We start from the raw sequence: 19892 nt of genomic DNA on the forward strand, positions 1-19892 counted from the left end.
AGAAAAATGAAAAAGAGAATTTTATTAGTAGCGGTATTACAACTTTTTTTAGTTCTAAACGGTTGTAGCTCAGATTCAGGAAGTGATTCAGAGCCAACTCCAGAACCGCCTGTTGTTATCATAAAAACAGCAAAAGCAACATCATATTCTAAAAATTCAGGGGAAACTGGGGAAACAATTAGTATTTACGGCGAAAATTTTTCAGATAAAATAAGCGATATCACAATAACTTTTGATGGTGTTGCAGCAACAATTGTTTCATCGACAGCTAATGAAATTGTATTCAAATTACCAGCTACTGAAAAGTTAGTACCAAAATTATCTTTGACAATTGAGAATAGAACAGTTAGCAACGAAGTTAAGAATGATTACCAAGGGAATATAGGTATTTTACCTAAGGCTTCAATTTCGGAATGGTTTACAATGGAAAATGTTCTAAAAAAAGATAGTAAAATTTATAATATGCAGATTTTTAATGATAAAATCATGTATTATTCTATGGCAGATTATGGTGGAAGTGGAGTGTACAGAACATTAGATGGAGGTATTACGTTTAAAGAATGGGGAAGAACTGGGTTTTCTGGTGCTTTTTCTGCTACTAAAAATGACGAAGGCTGGGCTGATACATCCTTTTGGATTCAAAAAGTACCAGTTGGAGGCTCCTCAACAATGGATTTTATCGAGACAGCAAAAGGGGGGAGTTATTACTCTGTTTATGTTGATTCTGATATGAAAAATGGAACAATTATTTCTCTAAAAGGAGATGTTTATACAACGACTAATGGAGTAGATTTTTCGCAAGTTTATGATGCCCATTTTAAGGATGAAGGATATGAGGATGGATCTATAAGCAGATCTGCTGAAATTGATAACAATCATATTTGGGCTGCTGGTCAAAAAACAGTTGGAAAAATATATTATCCTTTCATTTTATTTAAAAATAATGAAACAGACGGTTGGAAAGAGCATTATTTGATAAATGAACCAAATTCATTTGTAGCTGAAGTGTCTTTTGCCGACAAGATAAATGGTTTTCTTTTAATAGGTAATTCATCAATATACAAAACAATAAATGGAGGTGATACTTGGAGTAAAGTTTATACCGGAGAAAAATTTACAAAATTTACTTTTAAAGATGCTAATACAGGTTGGGCAGTTTTAGAAAATAAAATTTACAAAACTACAGATGGCGGAGTTTCGTGGATTCTGGATTATACACATGACCAATCTATTAGAGGAATAAGTTATAAAAACAATGTTGTTTGGGCTATTTCTACAGATAAAATAATCAAACGCTATTTGTAATTTTTTAGCAGTAGAAATTTTATATAATATAAAAAACATTACAGCCTTAAAAAAGCTGTAATGTTTTAAAATAAATTGAATGAAAAAAACTTTACTCTTACTCTTATTTATTGTTATTACTTCTTGTTACCAGGAAACCGCTATAGTCATAGAGGGTGATTTTACGACTTCGTATGCCAACGAAGATGAATCAATACCTGTCATTATTAAAATTGATAATAAAATTACCGGAGCAGATACTTACGAATGGACATTTGAAGGTGGTGATCCCGCTATTTCGTCTGCAAAAAATCCGGGTGAAGTATTATATAAAAAGCAAGGAACTTATACCATTAAATTAATAGCTACAAATGTAGACGGAGAACGTAAAGAATTTAGTAAAAGTGTAGTAATAAAAGAGGGAATTAATATTGACTTTACCCATGAAATTATAAAAAGCAATTACTCTCCGGTTGAGGTAGTTTTAAAGAACGCTACTATTGGAGAAGGATTAACTTTTAAATGGGATTTTCAGGATGGAGTTCCAGCAACTTTTACAGGTAAAACTCCTCCAAATGTGGTGTTTACAACTCCAGGTGATCATCTTATAACACTAACTGTTTCAAATGGTTTTGAGTCAGAAAAACAAACTCAAACCATAACTGTTGCTCCTTATTTAGTGAGCCTGTTTTCGTATGAACCAAATTTTGAAGACGATGATAATGAGGCTCCCGTAACCATTAATTTTGCTAATAAATCAATTAGTGCAACAAGTTATAAATGGAGTTTTGAAGGTGGAAATCCATCTATTTCAACAGAAGAAAATCCTAAAGTTGTTTTTACAAGTGCTGGTAGCCATGAAGTTACTTTAGAAGCCTTTAATGACAAAACAAGCCAAATTTTTAAATCGACTATTACGGTTTTACCAGATACTAATTTGCGCACATTAACTAATATTAAATTAGGAATAAATTCGGCACATAACAACAATAATATTGGTGCCATGTTCTCGACAGTAACGAGACAGGTTTACAAAGCAAATGAAATAAACGACCAAAATAGTGGTCTTATAGATATCGTTTTTCAGGGATTAAACAGCAATTTTACTTATAATAGATTTATATCTCCGGATCAGGCCAATAATTATGGATTTTTGTCATTGCAAAATGCTCAAAGTACCATTTTTATAAACTCTCAAAATTTGTGTAACTGTGGGTTAAATTTCACAGAATCGCAGTTTGACGCTATGGTAAATGACAGTCCAATAAAATCTTTAAACATAAGTTACAGCGCTGCGGGAGAACAGCAGTTTGGTTTGATCTACCCAAGAATCATTTTATTTAAAACACAAGACGGAAGAAAAGGAGCCATAAAAATTAAAGATATGGTTAAGAACGGAGCAGGTTCTTATATTTTATGTGACATCAAAGTACAAAAACAATAACCAATAAATGAAGAGAGAGAATAAGAAGATCTTGTTTTGGTTATGTATTGTTTTTGCCTGTTGTTTTTGCAGGAAGGGATATGCTCAAGATGTAGATTTAGAGAATTTTTATAAGCCAAATTTTAAAGTAACAGGAAATGTGAATGCGAATATGATGTATTATACATCTAATGCTGATACGCAAAATTCACGTGAGCCTTTTACTTATTTGTTATCAGGAAATTTAAATATTAGTGCTTTTAATTTTAGCGTTCCGTTATTTTATAGTATTACCAATCAGGGAAATAACTTAGGTTATACAGCCCCATTTGATTTTAACAGATTAAGTATTATGCCAAAATATAAGTGGGTAAAAGCTTATATAGGCAATGTAAGTATGACTTTTTCGCCTTATACATTAAGTGGTTTTCCGTTTAAAGGAGTTGGTTTAGAACTTACTCCGCAAAGCCCTTTTAAAATAACCTTAATGGGAGGGCAATTATTAAAAGCAGTTTCAGAAGAAGAAGCTTTAGGCGGAATTCCGGTATACCAACGTTTTGGTTACGGAGCAAAAATAGGTTTTGAAAAAGAAAGATATAAACTTGGCTGGATTGGGTTTTACGCCAAAGACGATGTTAATTCACTAACAATGGTTACTGACAAAGGAGTAACACCAAAAGAAAATTTTGTAAACAGTTTGACTTTTAGTACATCTGTAATCAAAAATTTAAATTTAAATGTTGAATATGCTTTGTCTGTTCTAACCGATGATACCAGAAGTAATACCCTTTCTGGTGGAAATTTTAGAGATAAGTTATTTTCCAGTAAAGAAAGTACAAGTTTTATGAACGCATTAAATGTAAATTTTGATTATAATATTCAAAAAAGCATTGTAGGACTAACTTATGAGCGTATAGATCCTAATTACAATACATTAGGTGCATTATATTTTAATAACGATTTAGAGAATATAGCGCTGCGTTTTTCGCGTCCCTTTTATCAGGATAAAATTACGGTATCGACCAGTTTAGGATTTCAAAGAGACGATTTAGCGAAAGAAAAAAAGCAGGATACCAAGCGTGTTGTTGGTTCCATTAACATGAATTATAGAGTAACAGATCAAATTAATATTACGGGTAGTTATTCTAATTTTTCAACTTACACAAATAAAAAGCTGGATCAGTTTGAACTCATAAACAACCCAAATGTAGTAGTATCCGATACTTTAGATTATAGACAATTGTCGCAAAATGCAAATGTAAATATGTCTTATGCTTTTGGAAGCAAAAGAAATCAAAATTTAAATTTCAATTATAGTATTGCTGGTCAGGCAAATGAGCAGGGAGGAGTGATACGCAGAGGTCAGGCAAGTACCGTTCAAAATTATAATTTAGCACATTCGATAAATTTTATTGAGATGAAAGTAGGTTTAAACAGTTCACTTAATTACACTAATAATCAAGTGGGTATAAACAATAGTTCCTCAACCGGAGCTTCAGTTGGAGCCTCAAAGAAGTTATTTAAAGACAAGCTAAATACTAATTTGGGATTTCTGTATAATAATTCTCAGGGAGATATGAATTCGAGTTCTGTTTTTGGGATTAAGTTCAATAATAGCTATACGCTGCTAGACCAACATAATTTTAGTATGAATATTATTTCGATGTTTAGAAGCAGTACAAATACTCAGAAATTTAATGATTTAACAGCTACATTCAATTACGCATACTCAATTGATAAAGTAAAATTACCGGCAAAAAAAGAACCTAAAAAAGAAAAGGAAATTGTTTTAAATCCTGTTTTAAAAATAAATTATAAAGAAAAGACATATCAGGGAACCAGAGATGAAATCATAAAGCAATTACAGGATCTCCAGCTTGCTTTAAGACCAATTCCAAAGGAAGATTCAGATGAATTGCAGCATTTACTGACCCTTACAACTTTGACTCCTGATGATGAAAGTTTTAAAGAAAAAGCTTTGACTTATTTAAAAGCATATGATTTAAATAATGACATCTTAGACAAGTACAACAATTATATTCTTGAAACTGTAAAAAGTTTACGAGAAGAAATGAATCGAAAAGATGAAGGTTTTGAAAATGATTATGTTATGGCGCTTGGAAGAGTGAATAAACATAAACTACACGGTGTAAATGAAGAAGATATAACAGATAAAACAAGTTATAAATCGTATTTAAAATTAGTTGAGCGAAAAAATAAAAAATTACAGCCTTTATTAGTTCATAGATGGATGATTAATGAAATTTCAATATTGGCGAATACGCCTGCAGCTGAAATTCACCAAAATGAAAATCTTTCAAATTTTAATAAACAAGAACTTAATCAATTCTTTAAAATGATGAAAGAGAAAAAAACAGATACAGAAGTAATTGAAGAATTAAAAATCAAATTAATTCCTTTTTATCATGATTTAGCCCTTAAAAATGTCAAAGATGATGAAGTTGAATTTAAATATTTAAAGATTAATTAAAAGGATATTGCTCTTTTTTATAAGAAGGGTTTTAGAATCGTTTCAATAGAAGTCAGGCTTAAAATATAGAGAAGTTATTATGCTTCATTTACAAAAAAATATGATTATTTGCTTATGAAAAAATTTTACAAAATACATCTATCGGTATTATTTATTTTACTTTCAGTTGTCTTTTCTTACGGGCAGGATCTTGCAGCCCCAAAAGAAGCAGGTGCAGCTTCGAGCGCTATTGAAAAAATAGAAGCTTCTGATCGCTGGGTAGATAAATTTTCGAATCAGGATTTGGTAGAATTACCAATCGGAATTCGAAATACAGTAAACAATGTTCAGTATTCTATCGGGATTACCAAAGCTGTTTTTTCACCGGAATATACCACTTTAACTGTTTTTTGTCGAGTTGATATTCCGCAAAAAGACAAAAATGGGGAGCCAATGCAATTGTTTTTTGGTGCTGATAATGTAAAATTATCGCATCAGGGAGGTATTATGGGCGAAGCTAAATTGGTATTACTGGGCAATGTAGATATTCCGTTTAGCGATAATAAATGGCAAGTGTCTCTATATGGAGGTTTTGAAATGGCAACCGGAGATGTTAAGGATTTAACGTATGTAACGATTGACTGCGACGGTTTTAAAGAAATGAAAATTTCTGGAGCAGTAGAGTTTTCAAGAAATCTTATATTACCAATTGATCCTGTAACTAAAACTGTAGACGAAGCAAAGATTACAGTTCCAAAAACCTATTATAACGGAAAAACTGTTCAAATACCAAATAGGGTTAGAGGAGAGTTTAGCTTTATGGCAAGTAGTTGGAATGATATTTTGGTGAATGTAAGCTTGCAGCCTTTTACATTAAAAGACAAACGAAACGGTAAGGATTTTGAAGGTAATTTTCAGTTTTTAGTCAGTAATGCAGTTTTAGATTTAAGTGATTTAAAAAACGATCCGACCGTAATATTTCCTGAATATTATGCAAAAAACGCACTTTTAGTGCCAAGTCAGGAAGCCTGGAAAGGTGTGTTCATTCAAACTTTTGATGTAGGTCTGCCAAAAGAATTTCAAACTACTGATACTGCATCAAGTAAAGAAAGACTTCATGTAGGAGCACAAAATCTTATTATAGATAAATATGGAGTTTCGGGAACTTTTTATGCAGATAATGTTTTTCCACTCGATCGCGGTATCACAAGTCAGGAAAAATCGTGGGCTTATTCTCTGGACCATATTGATGTAACAATCGCCGCCAATACTTTTGTAAAAGCAAATTTGAGCGGTCAGATTCTTTTGCCAATAAGTAAAGCAACGCCGGAAAAGAAAGAAACCACAGCCGCTGCTGCAACACCAACTACTACAACACCAGCTACTGGAACAGCAAATACAGCAACAACTCCGGCGAAACCAGCCCAAACAAATAGAGCAGGTTTGGCTTATAATGGTTTTATTTCCATGGAAGAACAGCAATTAATTGTTGTTACAAAAGATTCTATAGCTTTTGATATCTGGAAAGCAAAAGCCCTGTTATTACCTAATAGTTCTGTGGAATTAAAATTGGTTAACGGAAAATTTTTGCCAAAAGCCAATTTAAACGGAACAGTTACTTTCGGAACTAATAAAGGAGCATCTGATGAAAAGGATGTTGAAGGAAAAAAAACAGTTGATTTTAAAGGGATTTCTTTTGAGAATTTACAATTGCAAACCGTTTCACCTATTATTTCAGTTCGAAATATGGGCTATAAAGGCACAGTTGCTTTTGGTAATTTCCCTGTTTCAATTGGAAATATAAACGTCGCCATTAATGGAGATAATTCCCGAATCGATTTTGATTTAGGAATTAATCTGATGGAAAGTATTGGTGCCGGTGCCACAGCCAGAATTGGTATAAAAGGTAAAATGTATGATGACGGATACAGACAGCGAAGCCGATACGATGGTTTGGATTTATCTGCCATTAATATTAATTGTGAGTTTAGCGGATTAACCATTAAAGGAGGTCTTATCCTGATGGAAAAAGATCCCGTATATGGAGATGGATTCAATGCAGATCTGGTGGTTGATGTTGCGGGAGTTGTTAATGTGCAGGCTAAAGCTATTTTTGGGCGCTCTACTTTTAGATACTGGTATTTTGATTCTGCTGTTAAATGGCCTCCTGTACCATCACCATTTATGATTAATGGTTTTGGAGGAGGAGCTTATTATAAAATGAGAAGAAATCAAGATTTATCCATAGGTGATTTTTCACTGTCAGGGCTTAGTTACACTCCTGATGAAAAAATAAGTTTAGGACTTAAAGCCTTGATTTATTTTAGTGTTGGTTCAGAAACTGTTTGTGATGGTGAAGCCGGATTTGAAATGGCTTTTAATTCAAAAGGAGGGATAAACAGATTAGCCATTTTTGGTAAAGCCAATGTTATGGCCAAAATACCGGGGCTAAAAAATGTTACCGACTTAATGACCAAAGTGTCTTCAAATGTTACATCAAAGAAAAGTTTCTTAGGAGTTACAGATAGTGATCTTAAAGGTTCTTTTGCCAGTAAATATATTCCGGAAGCTAAAGAAGCTATTCCCGGAGATTTATCAGCAGCGGTAGGAATAAAGATGGCAGCGGCTATTGAATTTGATTTTGAAAATAATTCGATGCATGCTACAACAGATGTATATATTAATACGCCAGGTAATTTCCTTTCAGGAATAGGACCGGGAGGACGAGCAGTTTGGGGAGTTTTCCATAAAGATCCAAAAGACTGGTACATGTATATGGGAACACCAGATGACAGATGTGGTATTAAAATAGGGGTAGCCGGAATGTTCTTAAAAACAACAAGTTACTTTATGGCTGGAACAGTTCTTCCGGGAAGTCCGCCGCCGCCTGCGATTGTTGCGCAAATTTTAGGCGTTGATGCTCAGGAATTAGATTATATGCGTGACGAAAATGCTTTGGCAAATGGAGGTGGTTTAGCCTTTGGTGCCAGCTTAGATTTTGATACCGGAGATTTAAGTTTCTTGCTTTTTTATGCCCGTTTTCAGGCAGGAATGGGATTCGATATTATGCTTAAAGATTATCAGGAAGCAAGATGTTCTAATACAGGAGATCAGGTAGGTATAAACGGATGGTATGCTAACGGACAATCTTATGCTTATCTGCAGGGTGAATTAGGTATTAGAGTTAAACTATCATTTTTAAAATTCAAAGTTCCAATTATCTCAGGAGGAGCTGCAGTTTTATTACAGGCAAAATTACCAAATCCGGTTTGGATGCGAGGTTATGTGGCCGGAAACATGAATATTCTTGGAGGATTAATAAAAGGAAAATTCCGTTTTAAATTTGAACTAGGAGAGGAATGTCAGTTTGAAAATGCATCTCCATTAGGAGGACTTAAATTGATAACAGATGTAACTCCAAAACAAAGTTCAACTGATGTAGATGTCTTTGCTGTACCACAAGCTGCTTTTTCAATGAAAGTAAACGAAGCTTTTGTAATTCCTGAAGATGCAGGAGATGTGACCTATAAAGTAATATTAGAAAAATTCAAGGTTTTTGATGGAGCTACAGAGATTCCAGGTGTTTTCGAATGGGGAACAATGAAAGATAAAGTTAGTTTTGTATCATCAGACATTTTGCCACCAAATAAAGGACTTAAAGTTCAGGTTGAAGTTAGTTTTCAAAAGATGATAAATGGCGTTTTTCAACCTATAAAAGTCGATGGAAAGGTAGCAACAGAATATGAAGAAAGACTCTTTACAACAGGTGGTGCACCTAATCATATTCCGCTTACAAACGTTAAGTATTCTTATCCTGTTGTAGATCAAAAATATTTTCTGGAAGAAGAATATCCAAAAGGTTATATTCAACTTAAGCGTGGTCAGGATTACTTGTTTGAAGATGGCAGCTGGGAAACCAGTATCAAAGTAGATGAAGACGGAACCTCTAATTCAAAGGCAACAGCTTTTAATTATAATACCGGCTCAAATGAAATTTATTATGATTTGCCAAATATTAACCAGGACAAAAAATACAACTTTTCTATAGTAAGTAATTTGAAACAAGCTGCACAAAAAAATACTACAGCAGCAACAAAAACAAATACAATTAGCGAAGATGGAAATGATATACAGATAAAAGAAAATCAAGCTGATGCATTATCAAAAGCAGAAGGTAGTATTGAACGTTTAACTTACTCATTTAATACAAGTAAATACAAAACATTCAATTCTAAAATGAATGCGATAAACACGCAAAATTACAATTTTGGAGTTTTGTACTCAGATGTTATTTATCTGACTAACACTATTTCAAGTCAGGAAGCATTTGATTTGACTGAGTTGCAAGGAGCTACTTATAGTGATAATAAAGCTTTAATAATTGCGCAGTCTAAATTAAATGATGAGTATTATAATGCTGATATATTCCCGTACTTATATAAAGATTATCCGCTAAATGGTAATTTTTCTATCAACAATAGAGATACAGAAGAGTTGGGCGTTATTCCTGCAAAAGCAATTCCGCTTAATGCATATTACATGTCCAGCATAGAGAATAATGTGAACCAGGCATGGACAAAAGGGAATTTTCCATTTAAATATAATATGCCATTGCTTTACAAACAGGATTGGGTTGATTTAAACAACCAAATTATTAACGCTTATGTTAATGGAGATGCAAGTGCCGATTCAATTGCCAAACGTTTTATGGGTGCTAGTTTTCTCTTTATGCGCTATGGAAACTATGAAATAGTAATGAAGTACAATCTTCCGGGAGATAAACAGTCGAACGAGTTTGTCTATAAATATAAAAACAATAATAATTTTAGATAATGATTTGAGTTAAATTTGGTGATATATCTAAACATTTTGATATTAGATAATATTCTCAATCAATGATTTATAATTAAAAACAACCTTCGGGTTGTTTTTTTATTTTATAATGTTCTTAAATCGATAAAGTGTTTCAAACCGATCTTGGTGTTGGATGTGTTGGTGAAATTAAAAAAATGATAAAAATATGGCGAAATTAAAGTCAGGTAATCAAAGATATATTTGTAAAAGCTATGCAAGGGGAAGTAAAGCTGAAAATATGCTTATGAGCCAGATATTAATAAAATAATGTGAATCAAAACCAAAAAGATCCAGATTGTTTCAAGAAAATCATGGGATTTGAATCTTTCTATTAAAAAGTAAAGCCAGTATAGTTTTTATTGAATTTTTCAGAAAAGAGAATATAACAACAAATTCTTCCATAATACAAAGTGCTATAAACGAAAAAAACACCATCTTTTTCAAGTGGTGTTTTTTATTTAGTAGCGGGAACAGGACTCGAACCTGTGACCTTCGGGTTATGAGCCCGACGAGCTGCCTACTGCTCTATCCCGCGATGTTTCGGGTGCAAAGATAAGCAGTATATACGGTTATCCAAAGAAAAATTGAAAATATTTTTTTAAGTACTATTAAATTTAATAACTCATTAACATACAGCTGTTTGTGTTTTTTTTCAAAGTGATTTAAGAGGCAGAATCAATTTTGTAATTTAGTAATTCTTGGTATGGATTGTCTTTTAAGCCTAATAAAAAACCAAAAGCCGGTTCGGTTTTGTAACCTTTTTGTTTGAGTTTAATAATTTCTAATCTAAATTTATCACCTTTAGACTGCAAAATCTCATGTTCTATAATCATATGTTTATAACCGTTTTGATTTTTGGTGGGAATATTTTGTCCAAAGATTTCAATTTCAAAACGCTCTATTTTAAAATTTGCGATGACTGTTTCTTCATTGTCAATTGTTGTTTCTCTAATTGTTAATTCATTTTTATTTCCAAAAAAAGACTCCAATTTTTCAATAAAATCTGGTTTGTTTTTCCAGTAACAAATAATGTCAAGATCGCTGTTTTCGATATCAATATTTATCGGAATGGTTCCAACTAAAATGGGGTCAAATTCGGCAATGTTTGCTAAGACTTTGTACTCTGACAGTATTTTATAAGCCAGAACCTGTTTTTGATTCCCATTTTTTAAATATTCTATCTTGGTAAAGTCTGTCATTATTTACTATAATTTTTTTCTTCTTTAATTTCCTGTTCTATCTTTTTATTAATATTGACCTTAGCATTGGTGAAAACAAAAATTGTGGTTTTGTATTCACGGGCGTTTGGATTAGTAATTTCGCCTGTAATTTTTGAATTTTCAAAATAAGGACTTGTTTCTTTCAATTCGATATTGTTTTCCTCAAATTCCTTAATTCTGATTAGGTTTTTATATTGTACATCAAGATTAAACCAGTTTACATAATCGGCGTTGAAAGAAACAGCTTTAATTCTCTTTTTTGTATAATAATTAATCGCGCCAGCCTGACCATAATTGTCACAAAGTACGAGGGTTTTCCCGGGATTTGGAAGTTTGGCATAAATAGAATCTGTTTTGCGGGCAAGTTCTTTCCAGCCCAACATATCGGCAAAATCTTGTGGCAATTTATGATCTTTTCCATCTTCCCAGCGAAGCATTCCCAGTTTTTTATATTTCTCCGGATGTCCAACTATATATTCCGGACTTTTATTTGGAAAAGCTAAATTGTACATCGGAATAAAAAGCAACAACGGAATCAGAATAAATACGGGCTGCAAATAACGCTTCAAGCCTGTTTTTAAAATTTCGGAAAGAAAAACAGATCCAAAGGCGATATAAATTGGATATAAACCAATTGCATAATAAGCTTTTGCCTTAAAGTATAAAAAGACCGCTAGTGTGAAAATAATTGATGCAAAGAAAAATTTATATTTTTTAAAAGGTTTGAAGAATAACAAAGAATATAACGATGAAAAAATCACTAATAATGCACCAATAAAAAATAATAATTGTTCTTTAAGAAATCCTAAACGATCTACATTGACCAATTGTGTTTCGGCCAATTCCTTCATATGATGCACAATAGGGAAATGATTGTTGTATTGCCATAAAAGATTCGGCAGAATTAATATCAATCCTAAAATCAAGGCTAAATAAAGCTTTTTTTCGGTGAATATTTTTCTTTGTTCAGAAAGTAATAGTGCCGGGAAAAGACCAATAAGCAGAAAAAGAATGTTGTATTTATTTAAAAAACCAAAAGCAAAAATGACAGCACCAATATAAAACCATTTTTTTTCCTCGGTTGTGATATATTGAATAACAGCATAATAAAAAGTTGTCCAACACAAAACATCTAGTGAATTGGGCTGATAAAGCATATTAATTCGCAATAATGATGAAAACAAAATACAAGTTGCACCTAAAACTAAAGCATATAAATTTCCTTTAAGAACTTCAATAGTTTTCCAGACGACTATGAGCGTTAAAACTCCAAAAAGGGCAGGGAAGAATTTGACCCAAAAAACAGAATTTCCAAGCAAAAAAATAAGATATGAAAACCAGGAAGTTACTGGTGGAACCGACAAATAACCCCAGGCTAAATGATGTGCCTGATCGAGATGTAGGTATTCGTCACGCTGCAAATCATATTCAGGGCTTAATAATAAATATTGTAAAGCAAATTTTAAAATTATAAATCCGATTAAAATTATGGTTTTTTTGGTCATTGAGCGTTTGGTTTTTATGACTAAAGTTTTTGGTTTTAATTTCTTTAGCTAATATATAATTTATTTTAAACCGAAACTAAAACCAGAATTTTGCAGTAATAAATCAAACAATAATTTGTACTAAATTTGGTTTACATCATTTTTCCTTCTTTTGCATATTCTTTTTTAATCCCCTGAAGCAAGTGATCAAGGTTGATACTTTCGTTCTCATCTTCTAATGTTCTCAAACAGGCATATTGAATGATATTGACAATATTAGCGCCAGTAATGTCGTATTTTTTTGAAATCTCATTAAGATTTACATCTTCAGCAATTCTAATTCCTTTTGGTAAATTATTTTGCCAAAGTTTTAAGCGTTCGCTATAAGAAGGTACTTCAAACTCAATAATAGATTGAAATCGTCTGGTGAAAGCTGTATCAATATTTGTTTTAAAATTAGAAGCCAAAATTACCAATCCGGGATGATTTTCAATACGCTGCAGCAAATACGAAACTTCCTGGTTAGCGTATTTATCGTGCGCATCCCTAACATTTGTTCTTTTTCCGAAAACGGCGTCCGCTTCATCAAAAAAGAGAATCCATTCTTTATCAGCGGCTTTGTCAAAAAGAGAAGAAAGATTTTTTTCGGTTTCACCAATGTATTTTGAAATCACTGTAGATAAATCAATTCGGTATACATCTCTTTTGGTGTATTTTCCAAGTAGGGAAGCCGTAAGTGTTTTTCCGGTTCCCGGCGCACCGTGAAACATGACTCTGAAACCTGGTTTTATCTTGGCTTTCATATCCCATTCGTGAAGTAAAATTTCGTTGAATTTGAGCCAGGTTTCTATTTCCTTAATTTGATTTAAAGTGGAGGAATTAAGTATCAGATCTTCCCATTCTAATTGGGTTTCGATTAATTGAGCAGGAAAAATGCTGCTAAGCTGAGGTTTTAAAATTTTTCCGGTTATGAATTTTTCGATGTATTCGTCTTCTAAAATTAGCAAGCCGCTTAGTTTAGGCTCACCATATGGAACAGTTTCTATTTTGATAATTCTTTTTTGATACAAAAAGGACTCATTGTGTAAGTAATTGTAAAATGACATTCGGTTTTCGAGATCATTTCCTGCGATTAAAAATTGTGCTGTTTCTCCGGTTGGCAGGATTCCGCGGTGATTTTTTGTTTTTATACCGCCAAACTCGGGTAATTCGCCTCCGTTAGGTAAATACTCGGCAATAATAGAACTTAAAAAATCGGGTTTAATATGCGGAATAAGTGCCAAAACCAGTAAAAGAATATCCGTTTCAGTCAGGTTATTTTCGATAATAAATTCGCTGATAAATCCATCAGAACCCTGTTGTGTTGAAACGGGTTTTTCCATAGGACTTTCTGCCTTAAAAAGTTGGTCAAGCTGAAATACAAATTGGTTTTTTAAGTGTGTGATTAAGTTTTCCATCTTTTATGCGACTAAAGATTCGATTGAGAAAAAATCTATTTTTGATTGTTTGTAATTTCTGATTCTGTTCATTACAGCATTTCCGTTATGCGAACCGTCACTATTGGTATTACCTTCAATTGTTTCAATTAAATCGCCATTAACAGCAGTTACAATTCCGGTATGAAACCAGTCGTTTGTTGTTTTTTGAATCAGAAATATATCTGCAGGTTTTATCAAAGCCGGATTGGTTCTTGCCGTTTGAAAACGAGTTACTATTTTTTTCTGAATTCCGGTTACGCCAACAGTATCACAGCTATAAGTTAAAGGCATCAGGGTTTTGAAATTTTTTCCCTGAACAGAAGCCGCCTGATCAATTATCGCCTGAACAAATCCCATGCACCAAAACCATTCAGATCCTTCATGACCGTCCATATAACTTCGCACCCATGGACCCGTATTGCTTTGGTTGTTGATGACAAGTTCGAAAGGGTGATTTTTAAGATGGTTTTTGGCTGTATTCAGTACTAATTCTCTCAAATTATTGCCTGATACTGAATTTTCAAAAGCATTTTTAAGAGGAGATACAAGTATGTCAAAAACTTTTTGATCTACAATTCCGTTTTGCGGTAGGTTGTTAACTCTTTGAAAATTAAGGACTGCTTTTTCTGTCGCCGGACCAAAATCACCATCAATTCCGGTTGCGGTTCCTGATTCTGGATTTTGTATAGCAAATAAATTTAGCCAGGACTGAATTTTTTCAACGTCTTTTTTGTTGTTATTCACTCCTTTTTTTTGTTGTGTTGCTTTTATAAGCAGCTCTTTTTGGTAGGATGTTTTTTGCATGACTTTATTGTTTTAAATGTTCAAAATAGTTTCTATCTGATTATGCTTTTTTTAAATCTAATTTATCTATATCGGTTTTAACAATTAATCCATCATCACCAGAGGTATAAATGCAGTCATTATCAAATTTTAAATCCCTTATTGTGTTGGAATGTTTTTTTTCGGAATAAATGAGTGATAATGATTTCATATTTAGAATGGAAAGATATCCTACATTGGATGCGATAATAATACAGTCTGTTTTTTCAATAATTTTAATGCAGGCACAATTTCGAATGTCTAAAAAGTCGTTTGATATGAGATTAGATTTGTTTTTTGACAGGGAAATCAATTTGTTATGCTCTTCAACGATACATCCTATAAAATCTAATGAATTGCCAATGGTGATGTATTTTACTTTACCCATATTTTTCAAATCAAATTTTATTAGAACTGAATTAGGAGTTATATGATTTATGAAGTAAAATTCAGAGTTACAAGCAATAATAACATTGCCTTCTTCGTATGAAAAATCAATTAATTGAGATGAATAAATTTCTTTTGTTGAAACATAATTATCAATTAAACCCAATACAGAAATTTCTTTGTTTGAGTTTATTATAAAAATTTCGCCTTTTGTTGAAATAGCAATTATTCTGTCTTTAATAATCGTACAGTTGTCAATATCGTGTTTGATTGTAGAAATGTTATTTTTAATGAAATCAATAAATATTATTTTATTGCCATCAAAACAAACTGCTTTTTCAGTATTTAAAAATCGTATTTTTACATGTAACACAGAGGTTTCTAAAGGATAAAAAAATAATTCTTTGTTTAGTTTTAGATCCCTAATTGTCAACTCATTTTTTCCATTACTTTGATAGATGATTGCAATTAAATCCGCTCCATTAATATCAAATGAGAATACGGGAAATTCAATTTTGTAAAACATTTTCTTTTAGTTTATGTTAATTAATCTCATTACCACTGGCATCTCTAAATTTTTGCCCTGCAATACGTTTTGCACTCTTAGCACCTCCATCGGCAATACTACTAACAAAGTTAGGACCTACATATTTAGTATATTGTATACCGCCAGATCCTTTTGCAGAATTTTGTCTTCGGGTCATTATTTTTAAATTATTTGTATCTAAAAAATGATTACGTCTTGTACTGTCATTATCTGCATCATATCCCTGACTATTCCATAACTGTGCTACAGGAGTGTCATGATCTAGCGCATAAATAATTGTAGATGGGTTATAATTTGTAATATCAGCATTTTCTTCTATTACTCCTTCTGTTTTTAATAATTGCCATGAAGTTATATTTCCTGTTGCTTTAACTCCATTTATTCTGGAAATAAGCGGTGTGAGGTGAGTACTCATATAATTATCTCTAAAAGTAGACCAGGAATGCATATTGTCATATAAATTGGATCTAATAAATCCGCCAATTTCCTGCTGGCTGCTTCCTGGGATATAACGTTGTGAAGGAGCCGCAGCAAAGAATGCATTGAGTTCTGTTATTTGAAATAGATTTGCCACATTTTGTAAAGTATTCGAAATTTCTGCTTGTCTTCTAAGAATATAGGCTTCTTTGGCGGCACGTCGAGTTTCAGGAGTGTTGGCAGTTACCCCTCTTAAAATTTCATTTTCATTTGCGCTATAATCGTGTTCAATATCTCTAACAATCCCAAGAAAACCAGTGAGAACTTGTTTGTTAGGATTGTTATCGGGCATATCAGCTATAATTTGCACTAATGTTGATTCAATAATAACCGGATCAGATTGTAAAATAAACTGCAATTTGCCGTTAATCACTTCGGCTTTTAATGTATGAGAAGCAGCCTTCATATGAGTAGGGGTGGAAACTTCAAAATTTTGTTCGTTGCCTCCGGGTGCTGCAGCAGCCTCCGGTTGAGTTCTTCCCATAACTCTATCCAACATATTCATTCCCGTATCAACAGCTTTATTCACCAGCCAAGTAAGCGCCTCATCAACCATTTGTTGTACAGAAATAATCATTTCGCCAATTCTTGCCCCAATTCCTGTTAATCCGACCTGATTGGCAAGGAAACCTATCACGACCGGCATAGCTTGTCCCATAGTTCTTTCCAGATAATTGGCTGCTGTTGTTACATTGCCTTTGGCTAAATCTGCGACACCGTTGACAAAAGAGTTAACGACTTCGAGCATTTCACGCAGGTATTTTATAAAACTTTGTATGGCGTTGAAGAAAGCTATTGCCCCGTTTATAATTGCCATGATTCCGGTTGGGTCTAACATGCTTAAAAGCTTGGCTGTTATGCGGTTTACGATGCGTTCCATCACGAAGTTTTTTACAGCATCGAGAACGGTATTCCATAAATTACTGAGCTGTTCCTGAATTTTATCCCAAATAGCAGCCATTCCTCTTTCGTGTACATCTTTAATGAATGTCCAAATGCCTTCTAGCGTATTAATCATGCTTCTAATTCTGGCAACTCTTGCAGGTCCTATGCGTGGATGTGCCGCTAGTTTTTCCCAGATTTTTTCCATTGAGATATTCAATACTTCCATTACCCAAGTAATAACACCTTTTAAAGTAAAATCAGTAAGTACAGGAATATTGGCATCTTTTAATTCGCTCATAAGCCAGCCCGTTACACCATTGATTAAATGGGTAACAATATTGTCGAAGAACTGAATGAATCCTTGTTTCAGGGCTTTAAAGATATTTTTTAAGAAACCAATTGGGTCTTTTTTAATATCGTCAATTGCTTCTAAAGCTCTGGTAATGATGTTTCCTATAAGATCAAATGGGAAATTCATGATTTGAAGAATCGCCATAATCACAATCCTGATGATTTCTGCCACAAAAGCAATCAGTCTGCCGATTGGTTCTCCGAATTTGTCGATAATTCTAATGAAAGCATCAAGAGGATTTATAAGATCGTTGATGGTAAACGAATTCCAAAGATCTGTAAAGAGTTGAATAATTGAAGCAGGCGTCATGTTTAGAGTAGCAACAGCCGCTTCAATTTCGCCGGCAATTCTGGCTATTGCACCAGATTCAACCATTTGGGCGTATTGTTCTTCGCCGCCTTCCATCAAACTCATAAAACCTCTAATGAGATTTGGAACCGATCTTTCGACAGTTTCATTGGTAAATGGATCACGCCCTATAATTACTTTTATCAAAGAATAACCTCTTACGGTTGCGGCTTGTGAAGACAGCCATCCTAACAATGAGTCTTTAACAAGTTCTAATACTTTGAGCGCTACGCCAGAGGCAAAATCCCAAACACGTTGCAGGAACCCGCCCGCCTGAGCTGCAAGTGCTGTAAGATTATCAGCAATATTCATTAGGTTAGAAGGCTGAATAGCATCCCATGCGGAAGTTATAAGTCCGCGAAGCTCGCCTAATAACGAATTGAAAGTTCCAACCTGAGTGTCAAGCCAGTCGGCAGTTTTTTGCAGCGTGCCTTTCTCGCGCATTTGCTCAAGCTCTGTTTGCTTGTCTATTAAGATTAGAAAATCTTCTAATATTTCTACTGTTGTTGCATTGACTGCTTCATCGCGTAATGGATCGTATTTGATTATTTTTTTGATTAATGACCAGGCTTTGTTTTCAGCCAGTAGAGGTTCAGCAACACCAATCAAGGCTTCTTTGATCCAGGTAATTACCTGATCGACAAGCGAAGTTGCGAAAGTAGTTACCCGATGTACTAATTCATTAAATTTAGTTCTGGCAACATCTATGAAAGTTGTAACTGAAGATTCGTCCCAAGCATCTTTAACGAGTTTGAGTAACGCGTCCATACTGAGGCCCAATTCACTCAAACGATTGTTGACCCAATCAAAAACACGATCAATAATGCCATATTCCTGCAATTTATCAAATATGGCTGTCCCAAAGGGAATCAATCCCATAAATCCTTCAATAAGATTGATGGCATTTCTATCGACATTTACATCATTCAAGGGATCATAACCTGCTACAACTGTAAGCAGTGTATAACCCGGAATATGTCTGACGTTGTCTTTTATAAAACCGGGAATCGCAAAGGACAATAACGAACCTTGAATCATTTCGGGAGCAGAGGATATTTCTTGTGGTTTTTTGCGAATAGTAGCTCCCTGCTGAACGGTATGTGTTAATTCGTGAGCCAGTAAATGCTTGCCTTCCTGCGAATTGGGATTGTATTTTCCTTCGTTAAAATAAATATTGTTTCCGGTTGCAAAAGCCTGTGCGCCCAATTGCTGATTCATTTGCACAGCAGTGGAGTCATTGTGTATACGCACATTACTGAAATCGGCTCCAATACCGGATTCCATTTCGGTTTTAATTTTTCCCGAAAGGGGAGAACCTCCGCCTTTACTACTGTTTAAAGTGCTTTCAATATTAGGACTGTCAGACGAACCCGATGCTGCGGCCGGACTCATCTGAAGTTCATTATCTTCTTCTTTTGCCTGAATTTCTTCGTCTCCTTTGGTTTGAATTTCCTCGTCGGTTTTCTTTTGTTGAACAAGGGGTTTTGGTTTTGGAGTTTTTTCGGCAGTCTTAGTAACTTCAGTTTTGTTTTGGACGGTTTCTTCTTTCTCTGTTTTTAACTGAGCAACAGGAGTGATATTTTCTACTAATGATTTTTTCTGAACAGTATTTTCGTCCTTTTTCGGTTCATTTAATTTTTTTTGAACAGCAGGCGATGGACTAAAGAAAGATTCGGAAGTACTGTTTTGTTTTTTTGATACTACCTGGTCCGCAACACTATCGGCTTCAACTTCATATTTATCATTTGATTTTCCAATGTTGAGCTTTGCCTGAACACCAAAAAAATCGTCGCCCTGTCTTGAGTTAAAAGCAGATGGGCTGGAAGGATTTGATTTTGATTTTTGGCTAAATGCTGACATA

The 19892-nt window shown here is 33.7% G+C and carries 10 protein-coding genes and 1 tRNA gene; 4 read left to right on the top strand and 7 right to left on the bottom strand.

What is annotated here, in order from left to right:
* Window positions 1–6: 6 nt before the first annotated feature.
* The 4 genes from AC4FQ3_RS13470 (at window position 7) to AC4FQ3_RS13485 (ending at window position 10010) form a co-directional block, all read left to right on the top strand.
* On the top strand, window positions 7–1305 hold the full coding sequence (locus AC4FQ3_RS13470; protein ID WP_491182173.1) for an IPT/TIG domain-containing protein: 1299 nt from the start codon (window positions 7–9) through the stop codon (window positions 1303–1305).
* A 79-nt stretch (window positions 1306–1384) separates the two neighbouring features.
* Window positions 1385–2728 carry a PKD domain-containing protein gene (locus AC4FQ3_RS13475; protein WP_491182174.1) on the top strand — a complete coding sequence of 448 codons (1344 nt, stop codon included), beginning with the start codon at window positions 1385–1387 and terminating at the stop codon, window positions 2726–2728.
* Between the two features lie 7 nt (window positions 2729–2735).
* Window positions 2736–5198 carry a TonB-dependent receptor gene (locus tag AC4FQ3_RS13480; RefSeq protein ID WP_491182175.1) on the top strand — a complete coding sequence of 821 codons (2463 nt, stop codon included), beginning with the start codon at window positions 2736–2738 and terminating at the stop codon, window positions 5196–5198.
* A gap of 114 nt (window positions 5199–5312) precedes the next feature.
* Complete coding sequence (locus AC4FQ3_RS13485; protein WP_491182176.1) at window positions 5313–10010, top strand: hypothetical protein; 4698 nt, start codon at window positions 5313–5315, stop codon at window positions 10008–10010.
* A gap of 483 nt (window positions 10011–10493) precedes the next feature.
* Here the strand turns inward: AC4FQ3_RS13485 and AC4FQ3_RS13490 are convergent.
* From AC4FQ3_RS13490 to AC4FQ3_RS13520, 7 genes are all read right to left on the bottom strand, one after another.
* Window positions 10494–10566 (bottom strand) — tRNA-Met (locus tag AC4FQ3_RS13490).
* 127 nt (window positions 10567–10693) lie between these two features.
* Window positions 10694–11230 (bottom strand): DUF4269 domain-containing protein, encoded by a 537-nt coding sequence (locus tag AC4FQ3_RS13495; protein ID WP_491182177.1) that lies wholly within the window; start codon window positions 11228–11230, stop codon window positions 10694–10696.
* On the bottom strand, window positions 11230–12756 hold the full coding sequence (locus tag AC4FQ3_RS13500) for an ArnT family glycosyltransferase (RefSeq protein WP_491182178.1): 1527 nt from the start codon (window positions 12754–12756) through the stop codon (window positions 11230–11232). Before AC4FQ3_RS13500 ends, AC4FQ3_RS13495 begins: the two co-directional genes overlap by 1 nt.
* Window positions 12757–12887: 131 nt before the next feature.
* Window positions 12888–14192: an ATP-binding protein gene (locus AC4FQ3_RS13505; protein ID WP_491182179.1), complete on the bottom strand. Its 1305-nt coding sequence runs from the start codon at window positions 14190–14192 to the stop codon at window positions 12888–12890.
* 3 nt (window positions 14193–14195) lie between these two features.
* Window positions 14196–15017, bottom strand: coding sequence for a peptidoglycan-binding protein (locus AC4FQ3_RS13510; RefSeq protein WP_491182180.1), 822 nt, complete (start codon window positions 15015–15017; stop codon window positions 14196–14198).
* Window positions 15018–15057: 40 nt separating this feature from the next.
* Window positions 15058–15948: a hypothetical protein gene (locus tag AC4FQ3_RS13515; RefSeq protein ID WP_491182181.1), complete on the bottom strand. Its 891-nt coding sequence runs from the start codon at window positions 15946–15948 to the stop codon at window positions 15058–15060.
* A 16-nt stretch (window positions 15949–15964) separates the two neighbouring features.
* The gene (locus AC4FQ3_RS13520; RefSeq protein ID WP_491182182.1) at window positions 15965–19891 is read right to left on the bottom strand and encodes an eCIS core domain-containing protein; all 3927 of its coding nucleotides are present in this window, start codon (window positions 19889–19891) and stop codon (window positions 15965–15967) included.
* Window position 19892 lies beyond the last annotated feature (1 nt).

The organism is Flavobacterium sp. AK-345, assembly GCF_058310175.1.

Bases quoted from the DNA above. Each gene is read 5' to 3' on its own strand.
- AC4FQ3_RS13480 (WP_491182175.1), top strand. From the start codon at position 2,736: ATGAAGAGAGAGAATAAGAAGATCTTGTTTTGGTTATGTATTGTTTTT.
- AC4FQ3_RS13495 (WP_491182177.1), bottom strand. From the start codon at position 11,230: ATGACAGACTTTACCAAGATAGAATATTTAAAAAATGGGAATCAAAAA.
- AC4FQ3_RS13500 (WP_491182178.1), bottom strand. From the start codon at position 12,756: ATGACCAAAAAAACCATAATTTTAATCGGATTTATAATTTTAAAATTT.
- AC4FQ3_RS13485 (WP_491182176.1), top strand. From the start codon at position 5,313: ATGAAAAAATTTTACAAAATACATCTATCGGTATTATTTATTTTACTT.
- AC4FQ3_RS13510 (WP_491182180.1), bottom strand. From the start codon at position 15,017: ATGCAAAAAACATCCTACCAAAAAGAGCTGCTTATAAAAGCAACACAA.
- AC4FQ3_RS13505 (WP_491182179.1), bottom strand. From the start codon at position 14,192: ATGGAAAACTTAATCACACACTTAAAAAACCAATTTGTATTTCAGCTT.
- AC4FQ3_RS13475 (WP_491182174.1), top strand. From the start codon at position 1,385: ATGAAAAAAACTTTACTCTTACTCTTATTTATTGTTATTACTTCTTGT.
- AC4FQ3_RS13520 (WP_491182182.1), bottom strand. From the start codon at position 19,891: ATGTCAGCATTTAGCCAAAAATCAAAATCAAATCCTTCCAGCCCATCT.
- AC4FQ3_RS13515 (WP_491182181.1), bottom strand. From the start codon at position 15,948: ATGTTTTACAAAATTGAATTTCCCGTATTCTCATTTGATATTAATGGA.
- AC4FQ3_RS13470 (WP_491182173.1), top strand. From the start codon at position 7: ATGAAAAAGAGAATTTTATTAGTAGCGGTATTACAACTTTTTTTAGTT.